Source organism: Wolbachia endosymbiont (group A) of Brachyopa scutellaris (genome assembly GCF_964026995.1).
In the GTDB taxonomy this organism is placed as follows: domain Bacteria; phylum Pseudomonadota; class Alphaproteobacteria; order Rickettsiales; family Anaplasmataceae; genus Wolbachia; species Wolbachia pipientis.
The window spans coordinates 411,157-427,752 of the sequence record NZ_OZ034720.1 but is presented as its reverse complement, the minus strand read 5'-3'; the positions used below and the strand labels follow the sequence as shown (position 1 = coordinate 427,752).

The window sequence follows — 16,596 nt, the reverse complement described above, 5'->3', positions numbered from 1 at the left end:
AATAACATTATTTCAATAGGTATATATTTCAATATTTTTTGTCATTAAATTAATAATATGGTCGCTTTTGTTTAATTAAAAATAATAACCGTGAGAACATTTTTCTTTGGGATGGGATGGATTACCAAATGATCTGTGCGAACTTTTTTATATGGTAACTTTACTATGCGCTAAACCAGCTATATTGGATTACTTTCGCTAAATTTACATACGAACTGTTTTGCCTAACTTTGTTGTAAAAATTTCAATCTTTTATTTTCATAACCTATTTTTACTCGGCTTGTTCTCACAAAGATACGATCTTTTTGGGATCTTTGAAGAAGTAAATAATTGAAATCTTTGTAATACTTGGTTGCAATGTTTTTTAGAGACAAAAGGTATTTTCCTATATCTGAATACAATAAATTTGTAATTCTGAAAAAATATAAAACTATTGCTAATTATAATAATTGTGTAATAATTAAAACATAAGTTTTTAAGTTAAGGTAGTGTTATGGGTAATCAATTGGAAGAAGTATCTAATCCAATAAATATTCAAGCAGATTTAGAAGAGAACAGTATGGTTGATGGAATAGAAAAGCGGTCAAAAGAACAAGGTTTTTATGCAACACAGACAATACCAATTTATCAAGTTAATCAAAATATTACGTATTCATATTTAGCTACGCTCGATAGTCACTTAAAAACAGATGAGCATTGTGTACACGAAAGTAATATACATACTGACTTACTTAATTTTGCTTTTCATGGTTCCTTAGAGAAAGTTCAAGATCTATTAAACAAAGGAGCTAGCGTTGAGACAGAAGACAACGATGGTAACACGCTTTTGCATTTTGCTGCTAGCAAGGGCCACTTCGTAATCGTTGAAGCCCTGTTAGAAAAAGGAGCTACTGTTGAGGTAAAAAACAATGAAGGCGCTACTACGCTGCATATTGCTGCTCAGATGGGTCACTTAAACGTAGTTCAATTTCTGCTAGATAATGGTACTGATGTTGATGCGCAAAAATATAATGGTGACACTGCCTTACATATTGCTGCTGAAGCAGGCAAATTAGAAGTAGTTCAATTTCTGTTAAAAAGAGGTGCTAGTTTTAAGGTAATAGACGATGAAGGCGCTACTGCGCTGCATGTCGCTGCTCAGATGGGTCACTTAAACGTAGTTCAATTTCTGCTAGATAATGGTACTGATGTTGATGCGCAAAAATATAATGGTGACACTGCCTTACATATTGCTGCTGAAGCAGGCAAATTAGAAGTAGTTCAATTTCTGTTAAAAAGAGGTGCTAGTTTTGAGATACGAGGTTATCAAGACTGCACTGCTTTGCATTGTGCTGCTATAGGGGGGCACTTAGAAATATTTCAATTTCTGTTAGACAGAGGTGCTAGCGTTAATGTGGGAGAAGGCATAGAACCCATTGCTTTGCGGTGTGCTGTTGAAGGGGGAAACTTGAAAATAGTTCAGTTTTTATTGGGCAAAATGAATAATGCTGACATACGAAAGAATAGTTTCAAATGTGTCTTGCATATTGCTGCTCGAAAGGGTTACTTAGAAATCGTTAAAGCTCTATTAGACAAAGGTACTGATATTAATGCAACAAACTATGAAGGCGATACTGCTTTAAATGAAGCTGCTGGATGTGGTCATTTGGAAGTAGTTCAATTTCTGTTAGAAAAAGGAGCTAGTTTTGAAGCACGAAACAAAGAAGGATGCACTGCTTTGCATATTGCTTGTGAGGTGGGCTGTTTAGGCATAGTTAAAGCTCTGTTAGAAAAGGGATCTGATGTTAATGTAGTAAGCGAAAAAAATGGCGATACTCCATTACATGAAGCTGCTAGAATGAATCGCTACGATATAGTTGAATATCTTGTAGAGGAAGAAAAGGCTACTATTGATGTAAAAAACTTTAGAGGTGAGACTCCTTCCGATTTGGCGGATTCTAATGGTTACAAAGATATAGTTAAGTATCTTAGTCTTCGAGTAAGGGAGTGTCCCAAAACCTCGGGAAGTCTGGCTGACGATAAAAATGTGATACAGTATCAAAAAGTGACAGAAAATAAACACCTAACTATAACTAATAGAGCAATAAAGATCAGTTTCTGTGTAGGCATAATGACCATGTTGACAAGTGTAGCTATTGGATGTATTGCTATTCATCTTAGTTTATCAATATCAGCTACTGCTGCATTGATTGTTGGGGCCATTGCTGGTGGCATTACATATGCAGTATTAAAGCCTAGTAGTAGGCTAAATGAATGTGAAGTGAATAGGCAAAGCTTACCTCAAATGCCTAAGGACGAATGTTGCATGTCATATTAGTTCTTGCATTTTATGTCATGCGTGTGAAAATGGTGCGTAGTATTTTTAACCGAGGTGAAGTTATGGAATTGAATAAATTGCAGGAAGTATTAAGTACTGCTAACGCTGATGTTGGTTTAAGTAAGAGTAATGTAGTTAGTAAAATAGAAGAGAGATTAAAACAAGTAGATCCAGGTACATTGTGCCAATTAAGTTTTGCTGTTTTAAAAAACAATAAACAAATGGTAGAAACCCTTATAAAAGGAGGAGCTGATGTTAACACAATTGATGCTTACAATCGTGATCCATTATATTACGCTATCTCGCAAGGGAACACAAGAATGGTAGAGATCCTAATAAAAAATGGAGCAAGTGTTAATAAGAAGTATAATGACGGAAGCACTCCTCTACATCATGCTGTCTTGAGCCAAAAAATAAAAATAGTAGAGTATCTTATAAACAATGGGGCTGATGTTAATGCGTTAGATGAAAAACGGCGCACTCCATTATACTTAGCTGGACGAAGTACAAAAATGGTCTCGATTCTCATGAAGAAGGGAGCATTCCCTTTACTGGAAAACAGAGATATTGAATTTTTAAAGGATCTAGTTAAACGCATTAAAGATGATGATACAGAGTATTTTAAGGAGGTAAAGGTGGAACAGAAGGAGGGACGGGTAGATGATAAGTATGCGTCAATTAAATACTCGTTGCTGCTTAGTGATAACAGCTCTTTGACCTCTATTATTAAAAGGGAAGAATTCAAAAATTTAATATCTGATTGGTCTTTCAACGTACCTGATTTAAAAGATAACCAAAAAAATTTGAATAAGGCACTGTTAAATCTTCTTACAGACTTTCCATTTTGTGACATTACAAGATTTGAGGACTTTTTACACGATAACAAAGGTGACGATCTAAAAGCTGTTCTCAATCTTCAAAGGGGAGAATCCAAATTGACAATACTACATGTAATACAAGGTATGGAATATTTAGCAGTGGAAAAAGACATAGGTTGTGCAGTTAGTGCATTTATGACTTTACTTTTAAAATCTGGTGCTGATCCTAACATAGTTGACAGTGAAGGGCAAACACCTTTGCACTATGCTGCTTATTATAATACTTTAAATATACCTTTGCTTCTGAAAAAAGGAGCACGTAGTCAACCTGACAGACAAGGAAAAACTCCTCTAGACATTGTAATTATTAACAAAAAACCTTTTGAAGTGAATCTTTTAGAACAGATCTTTTTAACTCAGGAGCAATTGGAAGCAAAAAATGATTTAGAAGGTATTTGCGGTCATAGCTTTAACACTAATCGACTAAGAAAGTTTTTCAATCAGCACAAAGGAAATGAAGGTCTTAAAGAGATTCTCAATCTTCGTGATTGCGAAGGAAAGTCTCGAGTTTTTCAAAAGATTAGGGAGGCTTGTTATGGTAATGAAACTCATTTCAAAGAAGCAAAAAAGTTGCTGCTAGAGGCAGGAGCGATTGATTACGAAGAGTGGAAGGACAAAAAACATTTACCTAAGCCTAAAACTCTATGGGATAATTTAATATTAGATCAGTCAGAAAAGTTGAAAATATTTTTGGGTAGGGTAAATAAATCTAAAGATATAGATGAGTTAAAACGCATTGTAAATGAAGCTATAGAATTTGGAGTAAGGCTGAATTTTCCTAGCCAGGGTAGTATATACGGAAAGGTATATGAAAAGGAATATAGTTTTACAGATTTTGTGATAAGAAAGATTGGTGAATTAAAAAAGAGTTCCGAAGGTGCAAGCAATATAGAGGTTGCTAGTGGTATAGTATGTCAATTGATATCAAAAGGGGCAATTTTGTACAACATAAGCAGTATATATGTAATTGACGAACTGGAAGAGTTTGAAAGCCACAAAGCTAATATGAAAAACGCTTATGCAGATTATGAGAATCGTGCTTTAGATTTCATAACAATCGTTCAAAGCGCAACAAGTGGTAAGGTAAGAGACGTAAAAATCGACAACTCTACTCTCTGTCTTGAATATTCAGAGGATAGTAAAATAGATGTTGCAAAGATTACAAATGGAGCAAGGAGTTTAGGTATCACTCAGGAAGGTGTACAATACGAAAGAAATATAATAAAGATAGGTAAGAGTGAGGTAGAAATTATAACGGAAAACGCTATAAGGAATTACGTAGACCTAGCAAATGATAGCAATATAGTATTGACTTTCGATACTAGCTTGGGAGAGTTAGGAGTGAGATTATACCCTAATAAGCAAAATCTAATAAAGGTAGAAGTAGAAGATCAAGAAAAGTGGAAAAAATTACAGAATTGTGAGGAACGAATAGGGGAAAAATGTTTGCTTGGTGGGTGTTCAGTACGTGATGCTATTGAACGCGGTTTTTTTACTAGATCTGGAGAGTTGATTCGTTCTGAAACAATTAGTCAATCTGATGCAACAAAAGTGGGCCCTTGGACAAAGCGCGAAAAAATGAGAAAAGCTTCAAGTCTTGAAGAAACAGTAGGCCGTTTTCTATAATGAAGTGATGGTGATGTTAAGTTAACATTTTAGAGGATTTTTTGAGAAATTTGTCTTATTTGTATCTGTTCAGCCAGTGGTATCGACTTAAGAGCTTCAATTGACGTCCAAAAGGATTTTGAAGGTTATAATATATGTATGGTATAGCAGAAAAGAATGTGATTTTTAACACTCCCATGCCAACTTATAAAATTTCTCCAACTGCTCACTCCAAAGCATTGGTATTTCCCTCAATTCAGCTAACTTCAAACCCTTTGGCTGCCTCCCATTCACTATGTCTTCTTTGATCTTTGGTGGGAACGTTCAAAGAAGTGTGTCAAACCGAAAAAAAGTAATAAATTGATATAAAAAAATGGAGGTTTGACAATGAGTCAGAAAGTATAGCATTTCTCATAATAGTCCGAACAGGTCATAGGAAGGCAGAATCAACAGCACGACGAAAGGATTCGAATAGAGGAATGTTTTTCCTGGCTCTTTTTTTTATAGCAAACCAATGATGCTCAATTTTGTTGAAATCTGGAGAATAAGGCGGCAGATACAAAATTTCTGCACCAACCCCTTTAGCAAGCTCGATAATCTTATCAGACTTATGAAAAGTAGCATTGTCAAGAATGACAGTCTGTCCAGGTTCCAAGATCGGTGTCAAAAATTGCTCAAACCATCCATTAAAAACATCCATATTACAGTGGCCTTCAAAGGTTAACGGAACAATTATCTTTCTTCCACTTAAGGCTGCAACCATACTGATTCGTTGAGTTTTCTTTCCAGATTTTAAGGCATAAAACCGCTGTCCTTTCTGGCAATATCCGTAGGGGTAGTCTTCGGTGTTATCAATGCCAGACTCATCTATATACACTAAGTTTTTAGGTTCTTTTGTCGCTATAATTTTCAAAAATTCAGCACGTTTTTCTTCGTTTCTTTCCTTGTATCCATATGTCTTTTTTTGCGCGTAAATCCAATTTTTTTAAGGGCTCGATAGATCGTTTGGATACTAACGTTGTTCCAAAGTTTAGCCATTTCCGATAGAGTCTTTCCTCCGTGTTCTCTGGCAAATTTGGCAAAGGTATCCCAGTCGGTAATTTTGTGATTGTAACCCCCATTTCCAAGTTTTTTTGATTGAAAGTCTCCTGTTTCTTTTCTTCTTTGCTGCCACTCCCATAAAGTAGTTCGTCCAATCTTAAATCTTGCTGCCACTGTTTCTCTGCTTTCTCCTTCGTCTAGCACTTCCATTGCTTTTTTTCTTAAATCATAACTATATGCTGCTGGCATTCAACCTCCTTATCATCATCTATCCTTATCCTATCACATCCGGACTTTTATGGAAAGAGCTATAGTAAACAGAACTACCGGTTTGGTAGATTATAAAGAATTAGAAACAAATATCCTGTCATCTATACGAGAAGGAAGACCATTGACAGGAAGAGATGGAGCATTAACACCGTTTATAAAAAGGCTGCTAGAGGCAAGTCTGGAAGGTGAAATAGAAAGCCACATGTCAGCTAAAAGTGAAGAAAATAACCGAAGAAATGGGAGAAACGCAAAAACTTTACCCACGAGTGGAGGCTCATTTGAGCTGCTAACACCAAGAGATAGGGAGGGAAGTTTTGAGCCGCAAATAGTCAAAAAAAGGCAAACAAGCCTACATCCAGAACTTGAAGCAAAGGTCTTAAGCACATATGCCAGCGGCATGGGGTATAGAGATATAGTATCACATATAGAAGAAATCTATGATCATAAAACATCGCTAGCAGAAATATCAAACATTACTGACAAGTTACTGCCAGTAATCAATGAATGGCGTAGTCGTCCGCTGCAATCTGTATATCCAATAGTGTTTATGGATGGCATGTTTTTTAAGGTCAAGGAGGACGGGCATTGCGTAAGTAAATGCATGTATAATATATTAGGTATAGATCAAAATGGTAGAAAAGAAGTTTTGGGTTTTTATTTGGCTGAAAGCGAAGGAGCTAACTTTTGGTTGGGAGTGCTAAATGACCTTAAAGAGAGAGGAGTAGAGGATATTTTGATTGCATGTATTAATGGACTAAAAAGCTTTCCTACAGCTATAAATAGTGTATTTCCTAAAGCAGAAGTACAGCTATATATAGTGCATCAGATAAGGAATTCACTGAAATATGTATCTAGCAAAGATGTAAAAGTTTTCATGAATGATTTGAAAAAAATATATCGTGCTTCAAGTAAAGAGATTGCTGAGAATTATTTGCTTGAGCTGGAAGAAAAATGGAGTGAAAAATATCCCTTGGTTACAAAATCGTGGCAAAACAATTGGGAAAATTTATCTGGTTATTTTAAGTATTCTGGGCCAGTTAGAAAGCTGATTTACACTACCAATCCAATTGAGGGATTGCATAGACAAATTAGGAAATTTACTAAAACTAAGGGCTCATTTACTAGTACAAATGCCTTGTACAAACAGGTATATTGTGCTATAAAAAAGGTAGAGCAAAAATGGACTACAGCTTTGCCTAATTGGGCTTTAACTATGTCTCAACTTGATATCTTTTTTCCTGGTAGGTTAAAAATTGAGTTGAATTAAAAATGTGGTTTGACACACTTCTTTGAACGTTCCCTGCTAATCCATAAAATTTCTCTAATTGCTCGCTCCACAACATCGGTATTTCTCTTAAATTAACTAATCTCAAATCTCTTGGCTGCCTGCCATTTACTATGTCTTCTTTAATTTTTGGAGCTAAATAATTCAACCTCAAAATTTGCTGTATTCGTCTTGTACCTATATTAATTTTGGCACTCAGCTCTCCTACGCTTGCATATTTTCCCTCTTCTAGCTGACGTTTCCACAGATGAGCCCTTACCACTGCTTTCAGTAGCGCATTATTTGTTTTTCCTTCTGGCTCTACTACTGTACATTTGTTTCCTTTCTTCTTCATTGGTATAAATTTTTCCTCTGATTCAGAATGCACCTCTATTCCATCCTCTCTCACCATCACTCCCTTTATTAACTTTTTCACTATTTCTTTCTGCTTTCCAAAACTTAAATTTTTCCATTCTTCTGCTTTTTCTCCCCATTTTTCATATAGCTGTTCAGCTTTCTTCATCACTTCTTTTTCCACTTCTCCAGCAACTATTGTTCGATTTACTGATTCACAATTCTTTCCCCTTAAATGATTGTTGCACACATAATATCGATACCTTTTATTCTCTTTTTTTGAGTATGTCAGAGTCATGTTTACATCACAGCCCTTGCACTTAATTATTCCCTTTAGCAACGCTTCCTCGTATTTCGCCTTTCTATATGGTTGATTCTTTATCAATTCTTGTGCTTTTTGCCATTTTTCTTCCTCTATTATCGCCTCATGCTTTCCCTCATACTCTTTCTCGTAATGTCTGATTTTTCCCGTATATATAGGATTTGTTATTATTCTCCTTACCGTCGCTTTTTTAAAGATATCTGATTTTGTTCGGTATCCTTCTCTATTTAACTCTCTTGCCAACTCTGCCATTGATTTTAGCTCCAAATATCTTTCAAATATGTGCCCTACTATTTTCGCTTCTTTTTCATTTATTATTAATTCTTTATCTTTTACATCATATCCAAGCGGCAAAGTTCCCCCCATCCACAATCCCTGCTCCTTTGATGTTGCTATTTTATTTTTTACCCTTTCTACGATCATTTCTCTTTCTAGTTGTGCTGCTCCTGACAATACCGTTTGTACAAATTTTCCCATTGGCGTATTATTGTCAAATATCTGCGTTACTGCTACAAAATTTACTCTATGTCTTCTAAAAAATGATGTTACTTCGATGCTGTCTTTTGTTTCTCTTGATAGTCTGTCTAGTGTGTACACTACTACACAATCTACCTCTCCTTTTTTTACATCTTCAAACAATTCCTTTATTGCTGGTCTTTCTAAATTCTTTCCTGAGAAACCTCCATCATCGTACCTTTTGGCCAATGCTACCCAGCCTTCTCTGCTCTTTATGTACTTTTCACATGCTACTCGCTGGGCATCAAGACTGTTAAACTTTTGTTCTAGTACGTCTTCATTTGATTTTCTCGTATATATCGCACATCTTACTTCTTTTAGCATTTTCAACTTCCATTTTTATCACGCATCCCAAATAATAAAGGTCCGTTGTAGCTCATTCCCATTATTTTTCCGGCTACTGCTGATAATGATGTGTAAAATTCTTCTCTGTAGATTAAACCCTTATCTGTTACCATTACCGCATGCGTTTCCTCACCTCTCTCTAGTATTAATTCTGTACCTTCTACTGGTAATTTATCGCTACTTATTCTTTTTCCCTTCTCTATCCGATCTGCCAGATACTCTAGTCTTTTTGTCCCCTTTCTTGACATTTCTCCATACGCTTTTTCCTGCATTCTATAAGCTAATCTTGGTATCAGATATTTCTTTGAGTATCTAGGCGCTTCTTCTCCATATACCTTCTTCCATACTTTTCTCAGCTCATCCAAAGGTTTTCTCTCTAAATTCATTACTTTCTTTTCTGTTTCTTCCTCCATATTTTCAGCCTCTCATAGAAGGTTCTATTTGTTCAAATAACTTTTCAATTCTGTCCGTTTCTTTCTTCAATACTTCAGTTACTTCTTTACTATTTTTTGCATAATCTATTGCTGTCATCCCACATTCATCCTCTTGTTCTATTTCTCCTCCAGCTTTTACCAGCTCCTCCACTATTTCTTTTTCTCCTACCATGCACGCAAGGTGTAGAGGTATGCATTTATTTCCATATTCCTCAGCATTTACGTCTGCTCCTGATTTTATCAATTCCCTCACGATTTCTAGACGTTTTTCCGTTACCGCTAGGTGCAGTGCTGTGTATCCTTTCACATCTGCTGCATTCACATTCGCTCCTTTTTCGACTAATAACCTCACTGTTTTTGCGTCTACTGCATAATGTAGAACTGTTCTTCCATTCTCGTCTCTTTCATAAATATTTTTACATGAGTTCTCTAATAATTCTTTTGCTGACTTCTCTTTCTCTTTTTTACTCATAATTTACCTCACCTTTTCTTTAAATTTAAACCCCTAAGCCTTCCTTCTCACCACCTCATCTATCATTTCATTCACTTGGCTCATTATCTTGCTCGCTAAATTTTTACACTCTTCCCTTATTAGCCCCTTATCTCTCTTTCTTATTTCTTCTATCTCTATTATTTTTAACTCAGGTAAATAGCTCCTATCCAACATATCTGCTATTTCTCCCACTAGACCCTCTATTCCATAGCACGTCAGTTTTCTACTTTTTGTTATTCCACCTTGCTTTCCCAGAAATTTCCTCGCCTTTTCATTCTCTCCATTATCCCATAGGCCATACCTTTCACTCTCCCATATATAATACATTGGTGTTGCACCATATTTATCCAGTTGATTAACTGCAGCTCCCGCTTTTACTAGCTCTTTTATTATTGCAATACCTGCCCCTAGCCTACATGCAGAGTGCAGTGGCGTACATCCGTTGATATATTTAGTGGCATTTATTTCTCCTCCTCCCCTGATCAGCACTTTTACATTTTCTAAACTTCTCGCAAATACTGCGCAGTGCAGTGATGTATAACCCTTTTTATCTCTTGCATTGATGTCCGCTCCTTTTGTTATTAATAACTTCACTGTTTTGCAATCGGAGATTTCTACTGCATGGTGCAATACTGTTTCCCCTTTTTCATCTTTTTCATTAATATTCTTAAACGAGTTCTCTAATAATTCATAAAATGACTTATTAAAAGCTTCTCTCTTTTCCTTGCTAAACCTCATTACATACCTCACTATAAAAACATACGCCAATTTGGCTCTCTTTAGTGCAAGATCAATTTTTTTTGTTTACTTGCTACTATTTAAGTTATGTGCGTTTTGGCATGAAAAAGCAAGTCTTTTTCTGTTTATTTCATACACTTTAACCTATTATTAATATAATATATGAGGATATAAATATAAGTACTTAACTTATTATAGATATTACTTGGCTATTTTTCCAACTTCTGTTCAAATGTCGATGTTCGTGCCATGTTAGTACACCTGGGTAAAACACTAAAATGTAATTTTCTAACTCCTGTATTGCATCCTTTTGCTTTGAATCCAATTCGTTTTCAAAATGAATGTAGTGTTCTGCTACGCTAAATCTTATTATTTTGGGGGTAGAGAAATTCTTTACTTGATAGTGGTGAACGGCAAAAAATCTTTCTAAAATTGGCTTGTATTTTAAATTCCACAGTTCTTCAGATAGTTTGCTACTTCCCAATACAAATTTATTTCCTCTTTCTTCTACGCTACTAACTGGAAAGCACGCATTTATGTCTCCTAAATCCCAACTATCCGATAATATAACTTGCGCTTTCGCAAACTTAATTGCCGGTAATAAGCTCTGTGGTAGCGGATATAGCGCTTTGAAGTTATACCACACATGATTTCTTTCATAAATACCGTTATAATTCTTTGTGTGAGGTTCGGTTTCTCCAAGTATTGCTACATCTAGCCTATACAGATCATTACTTAATGCTTGCTCATAATGAACACGAAAAGTACTAAACTTAAAACTTGGATTTAAGATTTTTAGCTCAAATGCGTTCTTCCGACCAAATGACAGTACTGGTCCATCTTTTTCTATTTTTACCCCTGAATAGTCAGAAAGAAGATCTCCAAATAAACTCTCATCCAATATAAATCTCTGCGCATTATAATAATCGTTAAAAATCCTCATTAGCCTCGATCTTGCTGGCAATGATAGTTTTGCTAGTTCTACTACTGCATCTACAAAAAAGTCATTTGGAACATCTCTTATTCCTATTTGCAACTCGAAAAAATGTTTACCAGGTGGTTCTTCGATAATTGTAATGTCTTCTATATTTGCCCATTTGAGCGCTATTTTGAGTGATGCTGGGGTTCCTCTTAAACGCTGAAATTTTACTCCTTCTACTATAGCTCTTCTTTTATTTTTTACCCAACGCAGTATCTCTTCTAAACCATATTCTTCTATTATCCACTGCAGTATTTCATCTTTAAGACTAAATTTAAATTCCTTGATGCAACTTGGATTAACTTTGTAGTCGATTGCTTCTACTAGCGCTTTTTCTTGTTTGGTTGCATTTGGTGGCAGTAACATTACTCAACCTTTAAATTTCTCAAACTTGCACACTCATTACCTAGCACCACAACATCCTCTTTTGGCTCGATTAATTCCACGTTTTCTACACCATCTACAAATAAATTCGCTATTATCCAAGATTTTGTAACGTTCCATCCCAACCTTTTACTTGCTTCAAACTTCTTAATAAACTGCTTCTTGATTTCTTCCTCTGATGTTATATAATTCGTGCTCATTCTGCTGTGGATATCTATTTCCATAATATTGCAGCCAATTACTGTTACTGTATCGGTTAAAACTCTTATATCATCTCTAGTAACCTGCTTTTTTACAATTTCAAGTAGCTCTTCTAACGCCATGCCAGTTGTGGATAATTGTGTTGATAAAATCGAGATCTGTACTTTCCCTGGTATAGGTGATTCTACTAATGCATCCTTTACTCTACTATCTGCTGATAGTGCGTGATATCGATAATGCTCTTTGCTTCCTCCAGTGCTCCAACCTACTATTTTTGCTTTTACCCTCTTTCCAAATCTTTCATCCTCTTCTTCTTTCTGCCTCTCCACTCCATAAAACTCAGCTAAGTTATCAAGATCTTCTCCTATCGCAAATTTAAATAAATTACTCTTTACTGCTTCATTTATTCTTTCTCTAAGCAAAAGTTCTCGCCATGCTGCTACTTCCAGAATTTTCATTGCTGGATCGGATTCTACTAATGCTGAAAAGGTTTCATCTCTACGCACTAACTCTTCTTTCATTCGTGAAAAGATTTCCTCAAAGTTCAGTGGTTCGATAATATTTGGCTGCTGCATTTTTAAACAACTACTCCATTAATATTTATGAACTTACCTTCTGAAAGATAGACACCTTCTAAATTCAATGTTACTCTCCCTTCTTTTACTCCTTCAACTTTTACTTTTTCTAACTTAAATCTCTTTTCCCATTTTTCCAAAGCTTCTGCAGTTGCTGCATATATCTCAAGTGTTAAATCTCTATTTATTGGCTTATCCACCAATTCAAATAATCTTGAGCCATAATCTCTCCTCATTATTCTACTGTTAATAGGAGTAGTTAATATATCAATTATTGATTGTTTCAGATGTTCTATTCCCTCTAATTCTTTACCTGTTTTAGCGTCCATTCCTTTCATTTTTCGACTATTTTAATTTTTTTATTTTGAAAACACACTTTGATTTTTACTTACTATTTGAAAACTACAGGATGCCACATCACCTGTTCTCGCTACACCAATACCATTTACAAATACGTTGTTTGATCCTTGCGTTAGTGTTTCCCCAATACTCAAGATATCACCCTTACGACAAGCAGGTCTACCATTAACAAATACATCTTCACTCCCGCTCACACAGACATGAATCGGCATACCTGTACAATGATCTCCTATGCAAACAACTGCTTTACTCATATATATCAATTTAAATCTACTCTTCTTGCTTTTAATTTAATACTATCTTTTGTCATTTCTATACTCGATTCCCCAGCCTTCAGTGTTATTTTGTCCACTACTTCAATCTCTAAATGATGCTTCCCTTTATCATATGTAAACTTTGTCCCATCCTGAAATTTTACACTATTTATTTCCTTTTTATTCTCTGGTGCAGCATACTTCTGTTGATATATTCCAGCTAGTACTACTCCTAATGATAACTCTCCCAATGGTGACAATATTACTACCTGTTCATTTATGCTTGGTGGTAGCCAGCTTCTTTCCTCTCCTGCTCTAGAAGTTATCCATGGAAGAAAATCTGTTAAAAGTTCACCTATTTTTACTCTTACTTTTGCTTTTTCATAATCTATTTCTTTTACAACTCCTATACGAATGATATTCGCTACTTTTCTATTTAGCTCTGAAATTGCAAAACTATGGTCTAACATGCACTTCACCTATATCAATAACATGTGGCATTATGCCAGTTGACCATACTGATTTACCCGCATGCACTTCATGAGTCCACTCTACTAACCACACTAAATATGCATCAAGCTCTGGCCTAAAATCATCTCCTCCTCCTGATATAAATTCTCCTGGCGAAACATTTTCCACATTCCAAGTATTTTTATTTACTACTTTTGCAACTTCGCTAGCTAAAGATCTGACAATAATAGCTGCATTTTCTATTGTGCTATCAATCACAATTCGTGCCTCAAATCTTGCTTTCAGCGCTAATTCTTCTGTTCCTGGATCATGTCCTTTTTCAAAGCCACTAAGTTCCACAAATACTGCCGGTGCTACTAATTCTTTCCTTATTGCTGGATATACTTCGCATGTTTGTATCGCAGAAATTTCTTTCTTCAGCGTGGTACAAATTTTATCATGTAAATCTTTCAAATTCATCCTTTATAGCTCAATTGACGTTCAAAAAATTTTGTAAAGACTTTCTCAACCTCATAATTAACAAGACTCCCTATTATCCTTGAAGCCTCTGGTTTCAGTGACAATTTAACTTCCTTTATTGGCAATGCTGCTCTTCCTTCACGTTTAAAAATACCGCTATTTCCTTTTGGCATAACTGCTGCAAATCCTCCTATAAATTGGTGCTTTCCTACTTTCGATCCCCTTCTTGTTTTTTGTATTTTACCAATTGTCGATGCTCTAATGTCATAGAGATTTGCTCTAATTAACACGTCTAATCTGCTAGTTTTCGCCTTAAAAATTCTTAATCTCTTTCTTATCAAACTTAATTTTATCTTCTTTTCCTCACTGATTTCCTTAGCTGCTTGCGCTTTTAACCATAGTGCCGTTTTGTTTAATGCCTTTACCGTTGCTAATTCTACTTTTCTTCTTTTAGCATTTACACTTTCTATTACCTCAACTTCTATATGAACAGACATTTTACACCCCAGACGCTTTTATTTTCCACGTTATTCCAGACTTGTCTCTAAGTGGCGGTGAGTGTACTTTATATCTTCGATCACCTATAACAAAAACATCTCCCACTATTGGCTTTAACACATCAAACGCACTTACTTCTAACGCTAAAGTTTCTTCCACAAATTGTCCTTCACCAATCTCGTATAATTTATCTGGCTGTTGCTTTAATACTTGTACCATGTACGCCTTATTTTTCGACTCATACAAAGCTACTTCTCCTAAATGGGCAAAACAATCTTCTAATAATCGCTTAATATTCTCTTGCATATTTCTTTTTGATATACTAACCTTTACATGCTAAGAAAGCGCATACCGGTAGAGTCTTTCTGTGCCTCACCAACTTGTAATTACTCTACCAGTATGTTAAGCTATAGCGACTTTTACTAATACGCCAGGTCTATGGCACATTGGCAATGGATTTGACTGCGTATGTAAATCTGTTCCTCTATCAAACCTCCTTGGTTCTTGTTTTGCATATAGTGGCTGTCCAAGAGTATTTACTGTCTCATTAAAATCTGCTGGTGCAAAATATGTTGTAAATGTACTTGCTGTTCCTAGTGGAAAACAGTGCCCTGTATCTTTCTCAATAAATCTTCTCACCGTTCCTTCAGGATCAGTTGCTTGTCCTCTGTATTCCTCAAATGTTATTCCACAAAACGTAAATCCTGATCTCATATCGTTCCTTAGCGCTGCTCCTTCTTGCCATCTTTCATATGCTTCTTTTACTTTAGCATGAGAAGTTAGTGCATCAAAAAACTCAGGGCTTACCAAGGCATGAACTCCTGTCATATATTCACCACTTAGATTATCTTCTATATGCCGGAGTACTTCCAGACACTTACGTTTTACATCTGTTGTTGCTGTTCCTAGTGCAAAATTTACTACTTTTGGTGTGATTTCAAATTCGTTGTACAGATTTAATAATTCACTGCCATCAGCATCTAAAATTATTCCTTTCAGCGCTCCCATCCGCAAATGTTCTAATGTTATCGCATGTTTGTTTCTCATTAGCTGCAAATGATCAGTTATTACATCTGCCAGCGCTTTAAGTTCACTCTCTGATCCAAATGCCCTTATTCCCTGTACTTCCTCTGGTAACACTACATCATCATGTGGAATATGTGGAATCGTAAATGTTCTTACCTTTCTTTTTCCTCTTTTTCCTACTGTTGCTGGCTCCCCTGGTACTTGCGTTGGTAATAAACTCAATACTCCGTTGTGTTCTTCTATGGTAATATGTCTAAATCTTACTGACCTACTTGGAAACAAATTTAAATTTTCAACTCGTCCATAATTTATCGGCAATATATTCATCGCATTTGTTAGTGCCGTCATGCTAAATGCTGTATTTGTAAATGGATTTTGCATTTTTTCTCTCCTTTTTTTCCTATTAATTTTAGTTAAATTCCCTTGCGGACAATGATCCCTCGTGCTTCAAGTTGCTTTATTGCTGCAGCTTTCTGCTCTTCAGTGATATTTGCTGGCCACACAACTGCATGATCTGCTAGCATTGCACTGCGAGTAATAATTACTCCTTTCATATCAGAATCTTTGCTATGTATATCGGTTGTAATTACTCCTACTGCTGTTTGTGTGCCGTCTGTTCCAGTGGGGTTCAGCACTCTAATAAAACCATCATCTGTCTTCTTGGCAACTACTGTACCAAGTTTAATATTTTGACCTTTCGCTACAGTTATTTGGTCTCTTGAATATAGACTTGATGCCTCATACTTTAATAAGTCACCTAGATTATTTTGTTCGATTATACAACTCATAAATTTCTCTCCTTAACTACTTAC

Annotated in this window: 18 protein-coding genes; 3 read left to right on the top strand and 15 right to left on the bottom strand. The window is 35.6% G+C overall.

Features of this window, described 5'->3' with window-relative positions; genetic code table 11:
- The first annotated feature begins 493 nt into the window (after nucleotides 1-493).
- Both AAGD93_RS02120 and AAGD93_RS02115 read left to right on the top strand, forming a co-directional pair.
- Nucleotides 494-2,317: an ankyrin repeat domain-containing protein gene (locus tag AAGD93_RS02120; RefSeq protein WP_341819723.1), complete on the top strand. Its 1,824-nt coding sequence runs from the start codon at nucleotides 494-496 to the stop codon at nucleotides 2,315-2,317.
- Nucleotides 2,299-4,821, top strand: coding sequence for an ankyrin repeat domain-containing protein (locus AAGD93_RS02115; RefSeq protein WP_341819722.1), 2,523 nt, complete (start codon nucleotides 2,299-2,301; stop codon nucleotides 4,819-4,821). Before AAGD93_RS02120 ends, AAGD93_RS02115 begins: the two co-directional genes overlap by 19 nt.
- A gap of 409 nt (nucleotides 4,822-5,230) precedes the next feature.
- On the opposite strand, the gene AAGD93_RS02110 is transcribed toward AAGD93_RS02115, so the two are convergent.
- Nucleotides 5,231-6,090 (bottom strand): IS630 family transposase gene (locus AAGD93_RS02110; RefSeq protein WP_341819721.1). Its coding sequence is split into 2 segments (ribosomal slippage): nucleotides 5,231-5,766 and nucleotides 5,766-6,090, totalling 861 coding nucleotides; the frame shifts between segments, so codons are not numbered across the junction.
- Between the two features lie 49 nt (nucleotides 6,091-6,139).
- On the opposite strand from AAGD93_RS02110, the gene AAGD93_RS02105 reads away from it, so the two are divergent.
- The gene (locus AAGD93_RS02105) at nucleotides 6,140-7,378 is read left to right on the top strand and encodes an IS256 family transposase (RefSeq protein ID WP_341819720.1); all 1,239 of its coding nucleotides are present in this window, start codon (nucleotides 6,140-6,142) and stop codon (nucleotides 7,376-7,378) included.
- Here AAGD93_RS02105 and AAGD93_RS02100 read toward each other — a convergent pair.
- The 14 genes from AAGD93_RS02100 to AAGD93_RS02035 form a co-directional block, all read right to left on the bottom strand.
- Nucleotides 7,323-8,891 carry a recombinase family protein gene (locus AAGD93_RS02100; protein ID WP_341819719.1) on the bottom strand — a complete coding sequence of 523 codons (1,569 nt, stop codon included), beginning with the start codon at nucleotides 8,889-8,891 and terminating at the stop codon, nucleotides 7,323-7,325. The genes AAGD93_RS02105 and AAGD93_RS02100 overlap by 56 nt on opposite strands.
- A gap of 2 nt (nucleotides 8,892-8,893) precedes the next feature.
- Nucleotides 8,894-9,325, bottom strand: a complete 432-nt coding sequence (locus AAGD93_RS02095) for a DUF2924 domain-containing protein (protein ID WP_341819718.1) — start codon at nucleotides 9,323-9,325, stop codon at nucleotides 8,894-8,896.
- A gap of 4 nt (nucleotides 9,326-9,329) precedes the next feature.
- Nucleotides 9,330-9,818 (bottom strand): ankyrin repeat domain-containing protein, encoded by a 489-nt coding sequence (locus tag AAGD93_RS02090; protein WP_341819717.1) that lies wholly within the window; start codon nucleotides 9,816-9,818, stop codon nucleotides 9,330-9,332.
- Nucleotides 9,819-9,851: 33 nt separating this feature from the next.
- Nucleotides 9,852-10,577: an ankyrin repeat domain-containing protein gene (locus AAGD93_RS02085; protein WP_264329719.1), complete on the bottom strand. Its 726-nt coding sequence runs from the start codon at nucleotides 10,575-10,577 to the stop codon at nucleotides 9,852-9,854.
- A gap of 184 nt (nucleotides 10,578-10,761) precedes the next feature.
- Nucleotides 10,762-11,922 carry a phage tail protein gene (locus AAGD93_RS02080; protein ID WP_341819716.1) on the bottom strand — a complete coding sequence of 387 codons (1,161 nt, stop codon included), beginning with the start codon at nucleotides 11,920-11,922 and terminating at the stop codon, nucleotides 10,762-10,764.
- On the bottom strand, nucleotides 11,922-12,716 hold the full coding sequence (locus tag AAGD93_RS02075) for a baseplate J/gp47 family protein (RefSeq protein WP_341819715.1): 795 nt from the start codon (nucleotides 12,714-12,716) through the stop codon (nucleotides 11,922-11,924). Before AAGD93_RS02075 ends, AAGD93_RS02080 begins: the two co-directional genes overlap by 1 nt.
- A 2-nt stretch (nucleotides 12,717-12,718) precedes the next feature.
- Nucleotides 12,719-13,054 carry a GPW/gp25 family protein gene (locus AAGD93_RS02070; protein ID WP_065095512.1) on the bottom strand — a complete coding sequence of 112 codons (336 nt, stop codon included), beginning with the start codon at nucleotides 13,052-13,054 and terminating at the stop codon, nucleotides 12,719-12,721.
- Between the two features lie 21 nt (nucleotides 13,055-13,075).
- Nucleotides 13,076-13,330 carry a PAAR domain-containing protein gene (locus tag AAGD93_RS02065; protein WP_065095513.1) on the bottom strand — a complete coding sequence of 85 codons (255 nt, stop codon included), beginning with the start codon at nucleotides 13,328-13,330 and terminating at the stop codon, nucleotides 13,076-13,078.
- 5 nt (nucleotides 13,331-13,335) lie between these two features.
- Nucleotides 13,336-13,800: a phage baseplate assembly protein V gene (locus tag AAGD93_RS02060; protein ID WP_264328538.1), complete on the bottom strand. Its 465-nt coding sequence runs from the start codon at nucleotides 13,798-13,800 to the stop codon at nucleotides 13,336-13,338.
- Nucleotides 13,787-14,260, bottom strand: coding sequence for a hypothetical protein (locus tag AAGD93_RS02055; protein WP_264328537.1), 474 nt, complete (start codon nucleotides 14,258-14,260; stop codon nucleotides 13,787-13,789). The genes AAGD93_RS02060 and AAGD93_RS02055 overlap by 14 nt, the downstream gene beginning before the upstream one ends.
- Nucleotides 14,257-14,757, bottom strand: a complete 501-nt coding sequence (locus AAGD93_RS02050) for a phage tail protein (protein ID WP_264328536.1) — start codon at nucleotides 14,755-14,757, stop codon at nucleotides 14,257-14,259. The genes AAGD93_RS02055 and AAGD93_RS02050 overlap by 4 nt, the downstream gene beginning before the upstream one ends.
- Nucleotide 14,758: 1 nt before the next feature.
- Nucleotides 14,759-15,064, bottom strand: coding sequence for a hypothetical protein (locus AAGD93_RS02045; protein WP_264328535.1), 306 nt, complete (start codon nucleotides 15,062-15,064; stop codon nucleotides 14,759-14,761).
- A 96-nt stretch (nucleotides 15,065-15,160) separates the two neighbouring features.
- Entirely contained in the window at nucleotides 15,161-16,165 is a 1,005-nt protein-coding gene (locus AAGD93_RS02040; protein ID WP_341819714.1) for a major capsid protein, read from the bottom strand.
- 32 nt (nucleotides 16,166-16,197) lie between these two features.
- Nucleotides 16,198-16,572: a head decoration protein gene (locus AAGD93_RS02035; protein WP_341819713.1), complete on the bottom strand. Its 375-nt coding sequence runs from the start codon at nucleotides 16,570-16,572 to the stop codon at nucleotides 16,198-16,200.
- Between the last annotated feature and the right edge of the window lie 24 nt (nucleotides 16,573-16,596).